Annotated in this window: 13 protein-coding genes; 7 read left to right on the forward strand and 6 right to left on the reverse strand. The window is 36.9% G+C overall.

The window, feature by feature from the left end:
- Positions 1–22: 22 nt before the first annotated feature.
- Genes B9A52_RS11345 through B9A52_RS11365 form a run of 5 tightly spaced genes read right to left on the reverse strand, consistent with a single transcriptional unit; the run spans position 23 to position 5143 of the window.
- A complete protein-coding gene (locus B9A52_RS11345; RefSeq protein WP_084120576.1) occupies positions 23–655 on the reverse strand; it encodes an ABC transporter ATP-binding protein in 633 nt (210 codons plus the stop codon).
- The gene (lpxA, locus tag B9A52_RS11350) at positions 656–1435 is read right to left on the reverse strand and encodes an acyl-ACP--UDP-N-acetylglucosamine O-acyltransferase (RefSeq protein WP_084120577.1); all 780 of its coding nucleotides are present in this window, start codon (positions 1433–1435) and stop codon (positions 656–658) included.
- On the reverse strand, positions 1432–2826 hold the full coding sequence (locus tag B9A52_RS11355) for a bifunctional UDP-3-O-[3-hydroxymyristoyl] N-acetylglucosamine deacetylase/3-hydroxyacyl-ACP dehydratase (protein ID WP_084120578.1): 1395 nt from the start codon (positions 2824–2826) through the stop codon (positions 1432–1434). Before B9A52_RS11355 ends, lpxA begins: the two co-directional genes overlap by 4 nt.
- A 39-nt stretch (positions 2827–2865) precedes the next feature.
- Complete coding sequence (gene lpxD, locus B9A52_RS11360; RefSeq protein ID WP_084120579.1) at positions 2866–3888, reverse strand: UDP-3-O-(3-hydroxymyristoyl)glucosamine N-acyltransferase; 1023 nt, start codon at positions 3886–3888, stop codon at positions 2866–2868.
- Positions 3889–3904: 16 nt separating this feature from the next.
- Positions 3905–5143, reverse strand: a complete 1239-nt coding sequence (locus B9A52_RS11365; protein WP_172805203.1) for an HD domain-containing protein — start codon at positions 5141–5143, stop codon at positions 3905–3907.
- A 50-nt stretch (positions 5144–5193) separates the two neighbouring features.
- On the opposite strand from B9A52_RS11365, the gene porX reads away from it, so the two are divergent.
- Genes porX through B9A52_RS11380 form a run of 3 tightly spaced genes read left to right on the forward strand, consistent with a single transcriptional unit; the run spans position 5194 to position 8398 of the window.
- Entirely contained in the window at positions 5194–6753 is a 1560-nt protein-coding gene (gene porX, locus B9A52_RS11370; protein WP_084120580.1) for a T9SS response regulator signal transducer PorX, read from the forward strand.
- Between the two features lie 6 nt (positions 6754–6759).
- On the forward strand, positions 6760–7188 hold the full coding sequence (gene tsaE, locus B9A52_RS11375) for a tRNA (adenosine(37)-N6)-threonylcarbamoyltransferase complex ATPase subunit type 1 TsaE (RefSeq protein ID WP_084120581.1): 429 nt from the start codon (positions 6760–6762) through the stop codon (positions 7186–7188).
- Positions 7189–7195: 7 nt separating this feature from the next.
- Entirely contained in the window at positions 7196–8398 is a 1203-nt protein-coding gene (locus B9A52_RS11380) for an alanine dehydrogenase (protein ID WP_084120582.1), read from the forward strand.
- Here the strand turns inward: B9A52_RS11380 and B9A52_RS11385 are convergent.
- On the reverse strand, positions 8395–8868 hold the full coding sequence (locus B9A52_RS11385) for a response regulator (RefSeq protein ID WP_084120583.1): 474 nt from the start codon (positions 8866–8868) through the stop codon (positions 8395–8397). The two genes, B9A52_RS11380 and B9A52_RS11385, sit on opposite strands and share 4 nt — an antisense overlap.
- A 217-nt stretch (positions 8869–9085) precedes the next feature.
- Between B9A52_RS11385 and B9A52_RS11390 the strand changes: the two genes are divergently transcribed.
- The 4 genes from B9A52_RS11390 to B9A52_RS11405 are packed head-to-tail and all read left to right on the forward strand — an operon-like array spanning position 9086 to position 15272.
- Positions 9086–11359, forward strand: coding sequence for an Rv1355c family protein (locus tag B9A52_RS11390; protein WP_084120584.1), 2274 nt, complete (start codon positions 9086–9088; stop codon positions 11357–11359).
- Positions 11360–11363: 4 nt separating this feature from the next.
- Positions 11364–12080, forward strand: coding sequence for a hypothetical protein (locus B9A52_RS11395; protein ID WP_084120585.1), 717 nt, complete (start codon positions 11364–11366; stop codon positions 12078–12080).
- Positions 12081–12121: 41 nt separating this feature from the next.
- The gene (locus tag B9A52_RS11400; RefSeq protein ID WP_231955566.1) at positions 12122–14182 is read left to right on the forward strand and encodes a sensor histidine kinase; all 2061 of its coding nucleotides are present in this window, start codon (positions 12122–12124) and stop codon (positions 14180–14182) included.
- Positions 14172–15272: a hybrid sensor histidine kinase/response regulator gene (locus tag B9A52_RS11405; RefSeq protein ID WP_084120587.1), complete on the forward strand. Its 1101-nt coding sequence runs from the start codon at positions 14172–14174 to the stop codon at positions 15270–15272. The genes B9A52_RS11400 and B9A52_RS11405 overlap by 11 nt, the downstream gene beginning before the upstream one ends.
- Positions 15273–15322: the final 50 nt, after the last annotated feature.

A 15322-nucleotide genomic window follows, 5' to 3' on the forward strand; every position in this document is an offset into this window, starting at 1 on the left:
ATTTAATAATTAGGTTCAATAATCAAAGCCTGTTCTTTAGCTTGAAATCCTCAATATGGATTTGATTCGGGCAGAAGTCGTATTCCTTTGGGTCATTGGAACAGACAAAAAGTGTTTTGTCCTTCGAAAATTCTTTTACCAAATGCAAATACCAGTCTATTCCTTTCTTATCCAGATTGGAGGTGGGTTCATCCAAAAGAATCAAATTAACTTTTGAAAAAAAACATAAACCTAGCTTTAGGCGCTGTTTCATTCCTGATGAAAATTGAAAAACCGGCTTATTTCTATGTTCTTTTAGGTACATGATATCCATCATGTCTTCAATGGACAAGGACTCTTTAGGTGATTTGAAATTAAAATGGAAATTAATCAATTCCAGTAGAGAAAATTCTTCGGGCAATTCCATATAAGGAGCACTCATTACCAGATGTCGGAAAATGTCAGCATCTGAAACTTCTTTTTCTTCGAAAAAGTAAGTGATCTTTCCTTCGGTCAGGGGCTGTAAGCCAGAAAGACATTTCAAAAATGTCGATTTCCCTGAACCGTTGCTACCTGTTATTGCCCAATGGGAAAAGGGGGCTATTTCAAGGGAAATATCTTTAAAGATCCAATCAAATTGAAATCTTTTCGATGCTTTTTCCAGCTTAATTTTCATTTAGCTGATATATCCTTTCATCACACCCCTTTCAGAAGATCTGATAAAATTGATGATTTCATCTCGTTCTTTTGTTGCAGGAAGATTGATTTCAATTTCTTCCAGTGCACGGCTGTTATTAAGGCTATTTAAAAAAAGGTATCGATACACTTCCTGAATGTGGCTGATGGCCTCACTGGAATATCCTCTTCTTCTTAGTCCGAGGCTGTTAACTCCTGCATAGCTGAGAGGTTCTCTTGCTGCTTTGGTAAAAGGGGGTACATCTTTCCTAACCAAAGATCCGCCGGAAATCATGGAATGCATGCCTACTTTCACGAATTGATGAATCGCACTGCTTCCACCCACAATGGCCCAATCGTCAATGGAAACATGTCCAGCAACTTGAACAGCATTTGCTATGATGACATTATTGCCAATCAAACAGTCATGGGCGATATGGACATAGGCCATTAACAAACAGTTTTTTCCAATTTTGGTGGTTCTTTTATCTATGGTGCCCCTGCTCACAGTTACACATTCTCTGATTGTTGTATTGTCATCTATTTCCACGGTAGAATCTTCACCTTGGAACTTCAGGTCTTGTGGAATCGCAGATATGACCGCGCCAGGAAAAATCTTACAATTCTTACCTATTTTGGCACCTGGAAATATGGTGACATTTGATCCTATCCATGTACCATCACCAATTTCAACATTTTCGTGGATCATAGAAAAAGGGTCTATATGGACATCTTTTCCAAGGATAGCATTTTCGGCAATATATGTTAGTTGACTGATCATAATTCTTTTCTGACAATGCTTGCGGTCATAACAGCCTCACAAACCAAAGTGTTACCAACGAAGGCCTCACCTTTCATTTTTGCTATCCCCCTTCTTATCGGAGCAAGCAATTCACATTTGAAGACTAAAGTATCACCTGGTAATACCATTTTTCTGAATTTGCAGCTTTCAATACTTAAAAAATAGGTCCAATATTTTTCCGGGTCATCAACAGTACTCAGTACCAATATTCCACCTGTTTGAGCCATAGCTTCAACCTGAAGAACTCCGGGCATAACCGGATTGCCGGGAAAATGCCCTAAAAAAAACGGTTCATTGATAGTCACATTTTTTACACCTGCAACCACTGTCTCATCCAAATAGATAATTTTATCCAAAAGCTGAAAAGGATATCTATGCGGAAGAATATTACTGATTTGATTAATATCAAGAACAGGGGGAAGTTTTGGGTCATAATGGGGTATATGTAAGGGTCCCATTTTTTCCATGGCTCTTTTTATCTTTTTGGCAAAGGCTACATTCGCTGCGTGGCCCGGTCTAGCCGCCAGAATCTGGGCTTTAAGTGGTCTACCAACCAAAGCCAAGTCACCTACTACATCCAGCAGTTTATGTCTGGCTGGTTCATTTTTATACCTCAGTTCTACATTGTTCAGGATACCTTCTTTTCGGACTTCAACCTTTTTCTTATTGAACATTTTGGCCAGGTGTTCCAATTCTTTATCTTCAACAATCCTGTCAACAACCACAATGGCATTGTTTAAATCACCACCTTTTATCAGATTCTGACTATATAGCATTTCCAATTCATGCAGGAAGCAGAAAGTCCTGCAGGAAGCTATTTCAGTTTTAAACTGACTTATATTGGTAATTGAAGCATGTTGACTTCCAAGTACCGGTGAATTATAGTCTACCATTACAGTTACCCTGTAATCATCCAAAGGCAAAGCCGCCATTTCCACTTCCCTGGAAGGTTCCCTATAGGTAATGCTTTCGGGAACTTCAAAAAATCTCCTCAATGCATTTTGTTCTTCAAAACCTGCCTCTTCTAAAACATTAATGAATTGTATGGATGAACCGTCCAATATTGGAGGTTCAGGGCCATCAATCTGAATCAGCACATTGTCAATTTCAAGACCAACCAAAGAGGCAAGAACATGTTCAACGGTAAATACTCTTGCTCCGCTTTGTTCCAAGGTAGTACCTCTAGACACGTCCACTACATTGTCAACATCTGCATCTATAGTAGGTAAGCCTTCTAAATCAATCCTTTGGAATTTATATCCATGATTTGGAGGCGCCGGCATAAATGTCATATTTGATATAACACCAGTATGCAATCCAACTCCTGATACTGTGACCTGTTTTTTAATTGTGTGCTGTTTGACTCTCATCAGTTCAAATAATGCCCTTTAAAATATTGAAGTGCAAATTTATAGTTTTTTTTCCAGTTCTTTGATTCTATCCTGAAGTTCAGGTAGTTTTTTGAAAATGGAGTAAGATTTAAGAAATTCTTTCAAGTCGAAACCAATATAACCAAATAAGGTCTGTCCAGAATTAGTTACATTTTTTATGATTCCGGTTTTGGCACCGATAGTCGTTCCATCAACAATTTTTAAATGCCCAACAATACCTGCTTGCCCTGCTATAACACAATTTTTGCCTATTTCTGTAGACCCGGATATTCCTGTCTGGGAGGCAATAACGGTATTTTCACCAATTGTGACGTTGTGCGCAATCTGAACAAGATTATCAATTTTTACGCCGTTATTTATCACTGTAGAACCCATGGTTGCACAGTCTATTGTTGTATTGGAACCAATACTTACTTTATCTCCTATCACAACATTTCCTAATTGTGGGATTGCCTTATAGGTTCCGTCTTCGACTGGCGCAAAACCGAATCCATCTCCTCCGATTACTGCCCCGGCATGGATTTCACATTTTTTTCCAATTATAGTATCATTATAAACCTTAACCCCGGCATGGATTATTGTTTCATCTCCTATTTTGACGTTGTCTCCAATGAAAGCATTTGGGTAGATTTTTACCGATTCTCCTATTTCACAATTCTTACCAACATAAGAAAATGCCCCTCTGTAAAAATTATTGCCAATAGTACTCGATTTATCGAAATATGAAGGTTCTTCAATCCCTGTTTTTTCAGATTTAATGATAGAAGCATAGGTTTCAAGTAAAAGTGTGAAACCCTCATAAGCATTTTTTACTATTATTAAATTGGTTTTTAATGGTTTTGTAGGTTTAAAAGTTTCGGATACAATTACCGCGGTAGCTTCTGTGCTGTATATATAGGTTTCATATTTTTCATTTGAAAGAAAGCTGATACCACCAGGTAAGCCTTCTTGAATTTTGTCTAAGTGACTTACTTTTAGGGAACCATCGCCTTCCACTTTTCCTCCGATTAAGCTTGCTATTTGATTAAGAGTGAATTCCATAAATTGTATTTATAACTTACAAAGTTAAATTTTTAGCCTGACAGATATAATGTTTTTTCACTATTTTACTCATGGCTTTGATGTTTGGCAAATCTGCAGCCTGAGCTACATCTATTATTTCCCCCTTTTTGGTAAGGATTAGAATTTGCTCTTTGTTGAGGTAAGCGTGATTGCTTATGGTTCCATGAGTGAAGAAATAATGGTGGTCCTTTTCTTGTATTTTAAGTTTTTTTAGACTTTTTAATCTTTCACTGTTCAATTCCTGATCTGTAAAGGCCTCGTTCCTCAAATTAATTTTAAACAGGTTTCTTGTAAGAAACATATTGGAGATATTCCTGATCACATAATCTTTCTCATTTTTCCACATTTTGATCGCTCCCCAAATATCCAAGTCATCAAGTTCCATGAAATTTTGAAGTAAACCTTTATCATTTTGGAGATCCGTTAAGGAGAATTTATTGCTGAGAAAAAGCAATAATTCCTCTGTTCCGAAAAGTTGGTTTCCGCTTGTGATTAAATCCTTTGCCCTAGTTACAAGATTTATCATCATTTTTTCAGCACTGACTGTTGTTTTGTGCAGGTATACCTGCCAATACATCAATCTCCTGGCACTGAGAAAATTTTCGATGCTGTACAGACCTTTTTCTTCGACTACCAACTGATCATCTTTGATATACATCATTTTAATGATCCTGTCTGCACCAATAGTTCCTTCTGATACCCCTGTAAAAAAACAGTCACGCTGAAGATAATCCAACCTGTCAATATCTAATTGACTGGAAACCAATTGATTGAAAAAATTCCTTTCGTATGCTCCTTTGAAAATTTTTATAGCTAAATTGAGAGAGCCGTTCAGCTCTTTATTTAATGTTTCAATTACCAATAGAGACAATGATTCATGGGGGGTGTTGTCAAGTAGACTGAATTCAAGGGCATGGGAAAAAGGACCGTGTCCTATATCATGCAGCAAAATGGCAACTAATGCCGCCTCATATTCCTCATCACTGATATCAATTCCTCTATGGCGAAGGTTGTCTAAAGTAATGCGCATCAGGTGCATAGCTCCGATGGCATGATGAAATCGGGTATGAAGTGCTCCTGGGTAAACAAAATCCGTCAAACCCAACTGTTTGATTCGACGTAACCTTTGGAAATAAGGATGGTCAATAATGGTAAAAATCAAATCACTCGGAATGGTGATAAACCCGTAAACAGGATCATTAAATATTTTATGGCTTTTCAATGTCCTTGACATTTTATAGGTTCAAAAGTAATTATAAATTTAAAAGAATTAAACCAAATTTTATGCAAAGGTTCAAAATCCTATGGGCAGATGATGAGATTGATCTTCTGAAACCCCATATATTGTTTTTAAATCAGAGAGGTTATGAAGTTTCAACAGTGAACAGTGGGGTCGATGCCATCGAATTAGTGGAAAAGCACAACTATGATGTGATTTTTCTTGACGAGATGATGCCCGGGATGACAGGCCTCGAAACCCTTCAGCAGATTAAAATGATAAAGCCGCAGATACCTGTTGTTATGATAACCAAGAGTGAGGAAGAACATTTAATGGATGATGCCATTGGAGGTAAAATTGCCGATTACCTTATAAAGCCGATCAATCCCAATCAAATATTACTTTCTGTAAAAAAGATCCTTCAAAACAAACAATTGATTACGGAGAAAACCAATCTTTCTTACAGACAGGATTTTATGAATATCAGTATGGCCTGCGATGAGGCTTCCACCTATCAGGAGTGGACTGAAATCTATAAGAGATTGACCTATTGGGAACTCGAAATAGAGAAAACTGAAAACAAGAGTATGCAAGATGTTTTGGATACTCAGAAGACAGAGGCCAATGCTTCTTTTGCCAAATTCATAAAAAATAATTATATAGATTGGATCAGTGATCCAAAAATTGAAAAACCGATTTTGTCACATAAGCTGATGAATGAAAAGGTTTTTCCTTTTCTTGAGCCCAATAGGCCGCTTTTTTTTATTGTAATTGATAACCTCCGGTTGGATCAATGGGAAGTGATCAAACCATTGGTGATTGATTATTTTAATGTGGTGGATGAAAGTACTTATTACAGTATTCTACCGACAACAACGGCATTTTCAAGGAATGCACTTTTCAGTGGAATGATGCCTTCTGATATGGCAAGATTTCATCCGGATCTGTGGGAAGGAGAAGATACTGATGAAGGGAAAAATAACCATGAGGAAGAGTTTCTTGCAGAAAACCTCCATAGGAACCGTCTCAATATCAAATTCAGTTATCACAAAATTTTGCAGGCCTATCAGGGGAAAACAATTCTTGAAAATTTCCACCAAATGCTCAACAATGACTTGAATGTTTTGGTGTATAATTTTGTGGACATGATGTCCCATGCAAGGACTGATATGAAAATGATCAGGGAATTGGCACCTGACGAATCAGCCTACAGATCTATCACCAAAAGTTGGTTTGAGCATTCATCCCTTTTCGAATTATTTAAAAGAATCCAAAGTATCAAAGCAAATGTAGTGGTCACCACAGATCATGGGACTAAAAGAGTAAACAAGCCATATAAAATTATCGGCGATAAAAATATCACAACCAATCTGAGGTATAAACAAGGTAAAAATTTAAATTTTGAAAGCGGAAAGGTTTTTGAGATTTCAAAACCTGAAGACGCCAAACTACCAAGGTTTAATGTTTCTACAAGTTATGTATTTACAGTAGAAGATTATTTCTTTGCATATCCCAACAATTACAATTATTATGTAAATTATTACAAAGATACTTTTCAGCATGGCGGAGTATCTTTAGAAGAAATGATTGTCCCCGTCATTCAACTTGAACCCAAGAATATTTAAGTAAATTTGGAAAAGATTTATTGTCGCAGCTTGGAAGAAATTCCTGCCACAGCAAAAAAAATAGTAGATTTTTGCAAAGGTGAAAAAATCTGGGTATTCAAAGGTGATCTTGGAGCTGGCAAAACCACAATGATTAAAGCCATTGCGAAATTATTCGGAATAGTGGATAGAGTTTCAAGCCCAACATTCTCTTTAATTAATGAATATCAAAATGATTCAGGTACAGTATTTTATCATTTTGATTTCTATAGAGTAGAGAAGCCGGTAGAAGTATTGGAAATAGGCGTAGAAGAATATTTCTACAGTGGCAATCATTGTTGGATAGAGTGGGCGGAAAAAATACCAGGGTTTCTACCTCATGAATTTGTTTTGATTGATATTGAAATGGAATTCGATGGAGTGCGAAAAATTACTTTAAGTCAGATTTTTAATTGAAAAGCAAATGGTTGAGATTACAGAAGGGGTGGGGATTTACCCTAAGGAATCCATGGTCAAGATAAAAAAATCCAAGAATTCTTTGTTGATTGGTTTGCCGGTTGAATCTGCTGCACAGGAAAAAAGGGTAGTGCTGACTCCTGATGCCATTGCCTTATTGGTCAATAATGGACAAGAAGTGATCGTAGAAGCCAATGCTGGTAAAGAATCAAAATTTACAGACCAGGAATATTCTGATGCCGGAGCCAAAGTAGTTTATTCCGCGAAAGAAGCCTTTGATGCAGAGGTGGTGATTAAAGTAGAACCGCCTACCGAGGAAGAAATTAATTTGATGAGGCCCGGGGCTTGTCTGATTTCAGCATTGCAACTCGGCAAACAAAATGCTGCCTTCATTCATGCACTCAATAAAAAAAGAATAACCGCAGTTTCTTATGAGCATCTCGAGGATAAAGTGGGTGGAATGCCTGTAGTCAGAGCTATGAGTGAAATAGCTGGAAGTACAGTCATGCTTATTGCTGCCGAATACCTCAGCAGTGTCAATAACGGAAAAGGTTTGATTATGGGAGGAGTCACAGGTGTACCGCCAACTGAAGTGGTCATAATCGGTGCCGGAACAGTTGCTGAATATGCCGCGCGAACGGCACTGGGCCTAGGTGCAAGTATTAAAGTTTTTGATAATCACATTTATAAACTCCGAAGAATAAAGCAACTTCTGGGACAACAGGTTTTCACTTCTACCATAGATAATTATACATTAAGCAAAGCTTTAAAAGAAGCTGATGTCGTGATTGGCGCATTAAGGGCAGAAAAGGGAAGAAACAAAATCGTTGTCAGTGAGGAAATGGTAGCCGCCATGATGGCAGGGAGTGTCATTATAGATGTAGGGATTGACCAAGGGGGATGTATGGAGACTTCGGAAATGACCTCACATGATGAACCAACTTTTGTCAAACATGGTGTAATTCATTATTGTGTTCCAAACATAGCATCCCGTGTATCAAGAACAGCTTCCTTTGCTCTGAGTAATATTTTCACACCGATTTTGCTTCAGATGGCCGACTTAGGTGGCGCTGAAGAAATGGTTTTTAATTATAAATGGTTTATGAAGGGGGTATATACCTATCGGGGAAGTCTTACGAATGCCTATATAGCAAGGAAATTCGGGATGACCCACAAAGAACTATTGCTCTTGCTGGCCGCAAGGTATTAAGACAGAAGATTCTGTCTTAATACAAATTCAAGCTGACCATTTACCTCCATCAGTTCTGAAGTGAGTTGCCTGTTTTCCCTGCGAAGCATATATACTTCATAAGCATTGTGAATGACAGTCCTCATATAATCTTCCTCCCAAGGCTTGGTCAAATAATGGTAAACCTGACCCTTATTGATGGCGTCAATTACTGCTTGAATATCAGTATAACCTGTCAGTAAAATCCTGATCGGATCAGGGTTTATAGGGATAATAGATGCTAAGAAATCTACCCCTGTTTCCTCGGGCATTCTTTGGTCAGTTATTATTAAATGTACGTCTTCAGTCTTCAAAATCTCTCTTCCCTCACTCGCTGAAAGGGCCAAGAAAATCTGGAAATCTCTTCTGAAAGTTGCTTTAAATGCTTGAAGATTGTTCTCTTCATCATCAACATACAATATTTTTATTTTTTCTTCAGGGGAATAAAGCATTGGTATAAATTATTAGGGGTGAATTCGAAATACATTTATTTGGAGGGTAATTGAATTAATCTGCCGACAAAGTATCAAAAAAAAGTATTTATAAAAAATATCGGATTGGAAATATTTAAAGAAATTATTTTGACAAGATTTTTTTTTAAAGATTTCACTATGAATCTTGCGCCAAAAAATTATCTTTACTCCTGATAATCACCCTAATTACCTCTATATGAATGCTCTTTCAACTCTTGATCTTATCAATCAATGGGGAATAATTTTGATGAATCCCCAAAAAAAATCAGATGCAGAACTCCTTAAAAAACTGTTCGAATTGCCTCACCTTCTTAAGGTAGATCAGATCGAAAGTCAGGTAGCCGATTTGATAAAATTAAACAATCCAACCAAGTCATTCAGTAAAGAAGAATTGCTGATGAAGGTGGTTGAATTTTTTGAAATGAATGAAAAACACAGCTATGGACATTGGGTTTTTTATCCTTGGAAAAACACATTGGTTCACGTCCTTCCTGAAAGGGAATTTATCCAGGTTAGAACGGTTCGTAATCAATACAAAATCACTCCAAGTGAGCAAGAAAAACTTTCTACAAAAAAAATAGGAATAGTAGGATTGTCAGTAGGTCAAAGTGTAGCAATGGCCTTAGCATTGGAGAGGGGCTGCGGTGAATTGAGATTGGCTGATTTTGATACGTTGGAGTTGAGCAATATGAACAGAATCAGGTGCAGCCTTACCGAGTTAGGTTTAAAGAAATCAACCATTGCTGCAAGGGAAATTTTGGAAATAGACCCTTATCTAAAAGTCACTGTATATGAAGAGGGAATTAATGAAGGAAATATAGTTGATTTTTTTACCAAGGGCGGAGAACTTGATCTGTTGGTTGATGAATGTGACAGCTTGGACATAAAAGTTTTGTTAAGGGAAGTTGCCAAAAAGTACAGAATCCCTGTTATCATGGATACTTCAGATAGGGGGATGTTGGATATAGAAAGGTTTGATCTTGAGCCTGAAAGGCCTGTTTTTCATGGGTTTTTAGGAGATATTGATTATAAAGACCTCAAAGATCTCAATATTAAAGAGAAAGTGACTTATGGGTTAAAAATAACTGGTCTTGAGACACTTTCTCCCAGAATGAAAGCTTCCTTATTGGAAATAAATCAAACCATATCCTCGTGGCCGCAATTGGCCTCAGCTGTTTTTTTGGGAGGCGCACTAGGGGCACATTCTGCGAGAAATATTCTCTTGGATCATATGACAGAATCCGGAAGGTTTTTTATTGATCTGGATGAATTGGTTCAGGTTCATCCTGGAAGCGAAAACTTAAAATTTAAAGTAAATGAAGAAGATCTGAATTTTTCAGTTCAAAAAGAATTTGAACTGAAGAGCAGTCTTTCTTCAAATTATAAATTGACAGAAGATGAGCTTATTAAGATTGTCAAAGCGGCAAACACAGCGCCTTCCGGTGGAAATTGCCAACCTTGGAGTTGGGTGTTTGATGAAAAAGGAGTTCTTCACCTTTACCATGACAAAAAACGAAGTGAATCATTACTGGATTTTAAAGGCACAGGATCGTTAATGTCATTCGGTTCAGCTTTGGAGAATATACGGTTGACTTGTGCCCAAATGGGTATTGAAACAGAAATGATTACTGAGATTGTTGATTTTGAAGAAGAAAAAATTGCCTCAATTATTTTTAAAAATAAACAAAAACAAAGTATCAATGTCCCATTTGCATATTTGACTCCCTACATAGAGAGGAGATTAACGGATAGGCAGAATCAAAAGAGGCAAATTATTGATAGAGAGATATTCAAGGAACTGGTTGCCATAGCTGAGGAAAGCGGATTAAATCTTCATGTTTTTGACCAGGAAGACCAAATTGGAAAACTTGCAAAGATAAACGGTGTCATGGATTGGGTCCGAATGATCAATGAGGAAGGATACCGGGATTTTGTCAAAGAAATCAGATGGAATTCATCCGAAGCTGAAATGTCTAAAGACGGCATGGATCTTTCCACATTTGATCTAAGTGTTGCAGATAAAGCAATATTGAAAATGATCAACAATCCAAAAGCAATGAAGTTTGTCAGAGAACATCATTTGGGAAGAGGATTTACTCAAATTTCAGACAAAACATTCCAAGCGGCTTCTGCCATTTGTCTTTTGTCAGCCAAGGATTTTTCACCTGATACATATCTCAAAGCAGGTAGGGCACTTCAGCGCATCTGGACGCACGCTAATATGAAGAAAATAAGTTTTCAACCTGTTACAGCCCCTCTCTTTCTTTATCAGCAATACATCAAAGGGGATAAAAAACGATTCAGTGCTTTTGAATCAAATCTAATCAAAAATAGCCTTAGAGAATTCCGGGAATTTGTCCAGCATAAAGATGGAGAGGTCGAAATATTTCTCTTTAGGTTGAATATTACCGAGGGTGATGTGGTCAGATCATTGAGAAGAGATGTAGTCGATACATTAAAAATAGTTTAAAATTATGTTTATTTTCAAAGCATTCAGAGCAATTGACGACCTTGAATCCAGTATGAAATATGCTGAAGGCCACGCTAATGTATTGAGGGAATATGGTATTACAAAAGTTACGTCTTCCAACAATGAATGGATGCATAATCCCTATGTATATGTTGTAACTGTTGAGGATAGTCTCACAGGTATGATCGTAAGCGGGGTTAGGATTCATATAGCAAACAGAGATTATCCATTACCCTTGGAAGAGGCTTTAGCAAAAACTGACCGAAGGGTTTACGATTTGGTGGATATTTATAGAGAAAATGGAACAGGTGAAGTCTCGGGATTATGGAATTCCAAGTCTATATCTGGATATGGAATCGGATCTTTGTTTTTATCCAGAACAGCGGTGGCAATAGCTTCTCAACTTAAACTGGGGTCATTATTGGCACTTTGTTCAAAACACACTTTGCAAACTACTTTAGATAAGGGTTTTCAGGTAGAGGAAAGCATTGGAAACAAGGGTAAGTTTTTTTACCCTACAAAGGACCTCATATCAACTTGTGCGGTTTTGAGAGATGTTCAAAATATTCCCTTGGCCTTGCCTGAGGAAAAGAAATTCATTTTTCATTTGAGAAAGAATATAAAGAGTGTTATGTTAGAAGATTCTCCAAAAGGAAAAATAGAAATTAGGTATCAGCTCTTCATTGAAAACCCCAATTGGCGGTTAGATTTATGCTTGTAATATTTTTGAGTTTAATATTAAGTTTTCAAAACTTCTTCAATGTGATTCAAGATCGCCAATCCGGTATGGAATTGGAGTATGAATATTTAATTGAAAAAAATGAAGCCTTTGATATTGAAAAAATCATAAAATCTCAGGATTTCAAAAGAGTGGAATCATCCACTAAAAATTTTGGAATAAACAATGATATTGTCTGGCTCAAATATGATGTGATCAATAAGTCAGGAGAGAAAACAAGATATTTTTCAATAAACAACTCTTCTCTTGATAAACTTGATATTTATTTGGTGCAAAATGAGCAAATAGTTGATTATCAAGGCGGAGGGAGATTTCTAGGTATTCAGGATAGGTTGATTCCGTCCAAGAATCTTGTTTTCGAAATTCAGTTGGAGCAGGATGAGCTTTACACGATCTACATGAGGATTGAAAGTGTAAACAAGAAAGTGATCTTAGCGACCATTTCTGATCTTCAGTCTGTCCATTTTCAAATTCAGAAGGAAAATCTTTTTTTTGGAATTTTCACAGGAGTGCTTTTTGGGTTGCTTTTCTATAATTTGTTCCTGTATTTTTCAATCAAGGATAAGCTCTATTTAATTTACGTGATTCATACGCTGTTTGCTTGGTTGGCACAAGCAGCGATTCTAGGATATACACAGGAATTGATCTGGCCTGATAACGAATGGATCAACCTCAGATCAGGGGTTGTTTTTTCTTCTCTGGTCAGTATAGCGGGAATTTGGTTTCTCCGTATTTTTTTGTTTACAAAAATTTATCTGCCCAAGCTTGATAAGGGTTTTTATTTTATCTATGCTGTTTACGGTTTCATTCTTGTCAACGCCTTGTTTATTTCATTGACCTTGAGTTATCAGGTACTTTTAGTCACACAGTCTGTAGTTGTTTTATACGTTCTTTTTGTTGCCATTTTTGTATGGACCAAAGGCTACAGTCCTGCCAGGTATTATTTATTGGCATGGTCATTTTTCATGCTATCGATTTTATGGTTTGTCTTAAGTGAGATGGGGGTATTGTCTTACACAGTACTTACGGCCTTTATTATGCCGCTTGGGTCAACTTTGGAAGTTATTTTACTTTCTTTTGCTCTTGCAGATAAGATAAATGTTCTTATCAATGAGAAAGAAAAAGAACAGGCAGACAAACTCTATATTCTGAAAGAAAACGAGAGATTGATTATCAAGCAAAATGAAAACCTTGAAGAGAAGGTAAAAAAGAGGACGGAAGAATTGGAATACACGCTGCATAATCTACAAAATACCCAAACCCAAATGGTCAATCAGGAAAAGATGGCTTCCTTAGGTCAGTTGACGGCAGGTATAGCACACGAAATCAATAACCCGATAAATTTTGTTAGCTCCAATATATCACCTTTAAAAAGGGATATCAATGATATTTTGGAAATAGTAGAGGCATATAGAGAAAAGGGTGAGGTTGAATTTTCGGATGAATCAAAAAAAGAACTTAAAGAAATAGAAAAGGAAGTAGAATTTGATTTTGTAATTGAAGAAATCAATCAGTTACTGAACGGAATGGAGGAAGGAGCGCGCCGTACAGTTGAAATTGTCAAAGGTCTAAGGTTGTTTTCAAGGGTGGACGAACAGGATGTTAAAAAAGTTGATGTCCATGATGGGCTGGACAGTACTTTGATCTTGCTGAGCAGTTCAATGAACGGAAAGATCAAGATTAATAAGGAATATGGAAGCATACCCTTGGTTGAATGTCTGCCGGGGAAAATAAATCAGGTTTTTATGAATATCATTACAAATGCTATTCATGCGCTCCTGGATAACTTGAACAATGTATCAGCTCCTGAAATAACCCTTAGAACAAGAAAATCAGATACAAATGTTGTAATCGAAATAGAGGATAATGGACCTGGAATGCCAGAGAAAGTCAAGCAAAGGATCTTTGAACCTTTCTTCACGACCAAGTCCGTGGGTAAAGGTACAGGCCTAGGTCTTTCAATAGTTTACACCATAATCGAAAATCATAAAGGTACATTGGAGGTACGTTCAAAGGAAGGTAAAGGAACAAACTTCATCATCACACTCCCGATTTATCAAACTGCGCCTTTAAATGACCGATAAGATTATAGTATTGTACATAGATGATGAGGGTAATAATCTTACCTCATTCAAAGCTAGCCTGAGGAAGGATTTTCAGGTGGTGACTGCCATAGATGCCAATGAAGGACTTGCCATTGCATCTTCCCAAGAGTTGCATGTAGTCATTGCTGACCAGAGAATGCCAGGCCTGTCTGGAGTAGAATTTTTTGAAAAGCTTATGAAAATCAATCCCGATCCAATCAGAATCCTGCTTACCGGGTATTCAGATATTGCTAGTGTGATTGATGCCATCAACAGGGGCGAAGTATATAGGTTTATCGACAAACCCTGGAATATTGATCATGTCAAAAATGCAATTATCAATGCCGCTGAAATTTATTTCACTCGAAAGGAATTAAAAGATAAAAACGAAAGGCTTTTGAAAATTCATTCTGAAATGAATCAGTTTGTCTATTCTTTATCCCATGAACTCCGTGGGCCCTTAATGAGTATTGCGGGCGTTTCCAAACTTGCTAAAATGGAATCTGACGATCCGGCAATTCATGATTATTTTGATATGGTCGATTCTGCGACCGAAAAGCTGGATGAATATGTTTACAAAATGCTCGATTTTTACAGGTCCACCAAGATGGAAAACAAAGTCATCAAAATTGACTTCAGGGATATTGTTTTTGAGCAGATGGAATTTTATAAACAAAAATGGGATCTTGATAAAATTGATTTTGAAATCAACATTAATCAGGAGATTCCCTTTTTTTCAGACGATTCCAAGATCAAAGTGATTTTCAACAGTTTAATCAGTAACGCCTATAACTTTCAAATCCCGGAAAATCCAAACAAATATATTCGTTTACTAATTGACGTTAAAGAGTTTTACACCACTATTTTGGTAGAGGATAACGGAGTAGGGATAGCTCAGGAAAATTTGGAAGGGATTTTTAATTTATTTCAAAGGGCAACCCAAAATAATGTTGGTTCTGGACTTGGCATGTACATGGTAAAGGAATCTGTTACCCAAATTGGAGGGGATATAAATATTGATTCAGCTGTTAATCAGGGTACCAAAGTGACAATTAAAATACCTACCCTTCAATTGAATGAAATGGTTTAAGTGATGAAATTTTTGGAAATTCTATTTTTATAGTCTTTGTTTTAGTTTTC

This window comes from Aquiflexum balticum DSM 16537, assembly GCF_900176595.1.
Taxonomy (GTDB): Bacteria; Bacteroidota; Bacteroidia; order Cytophagales; family Cyclobacteriaceae; genus Aquiflexum; species Aquiflexum balticum.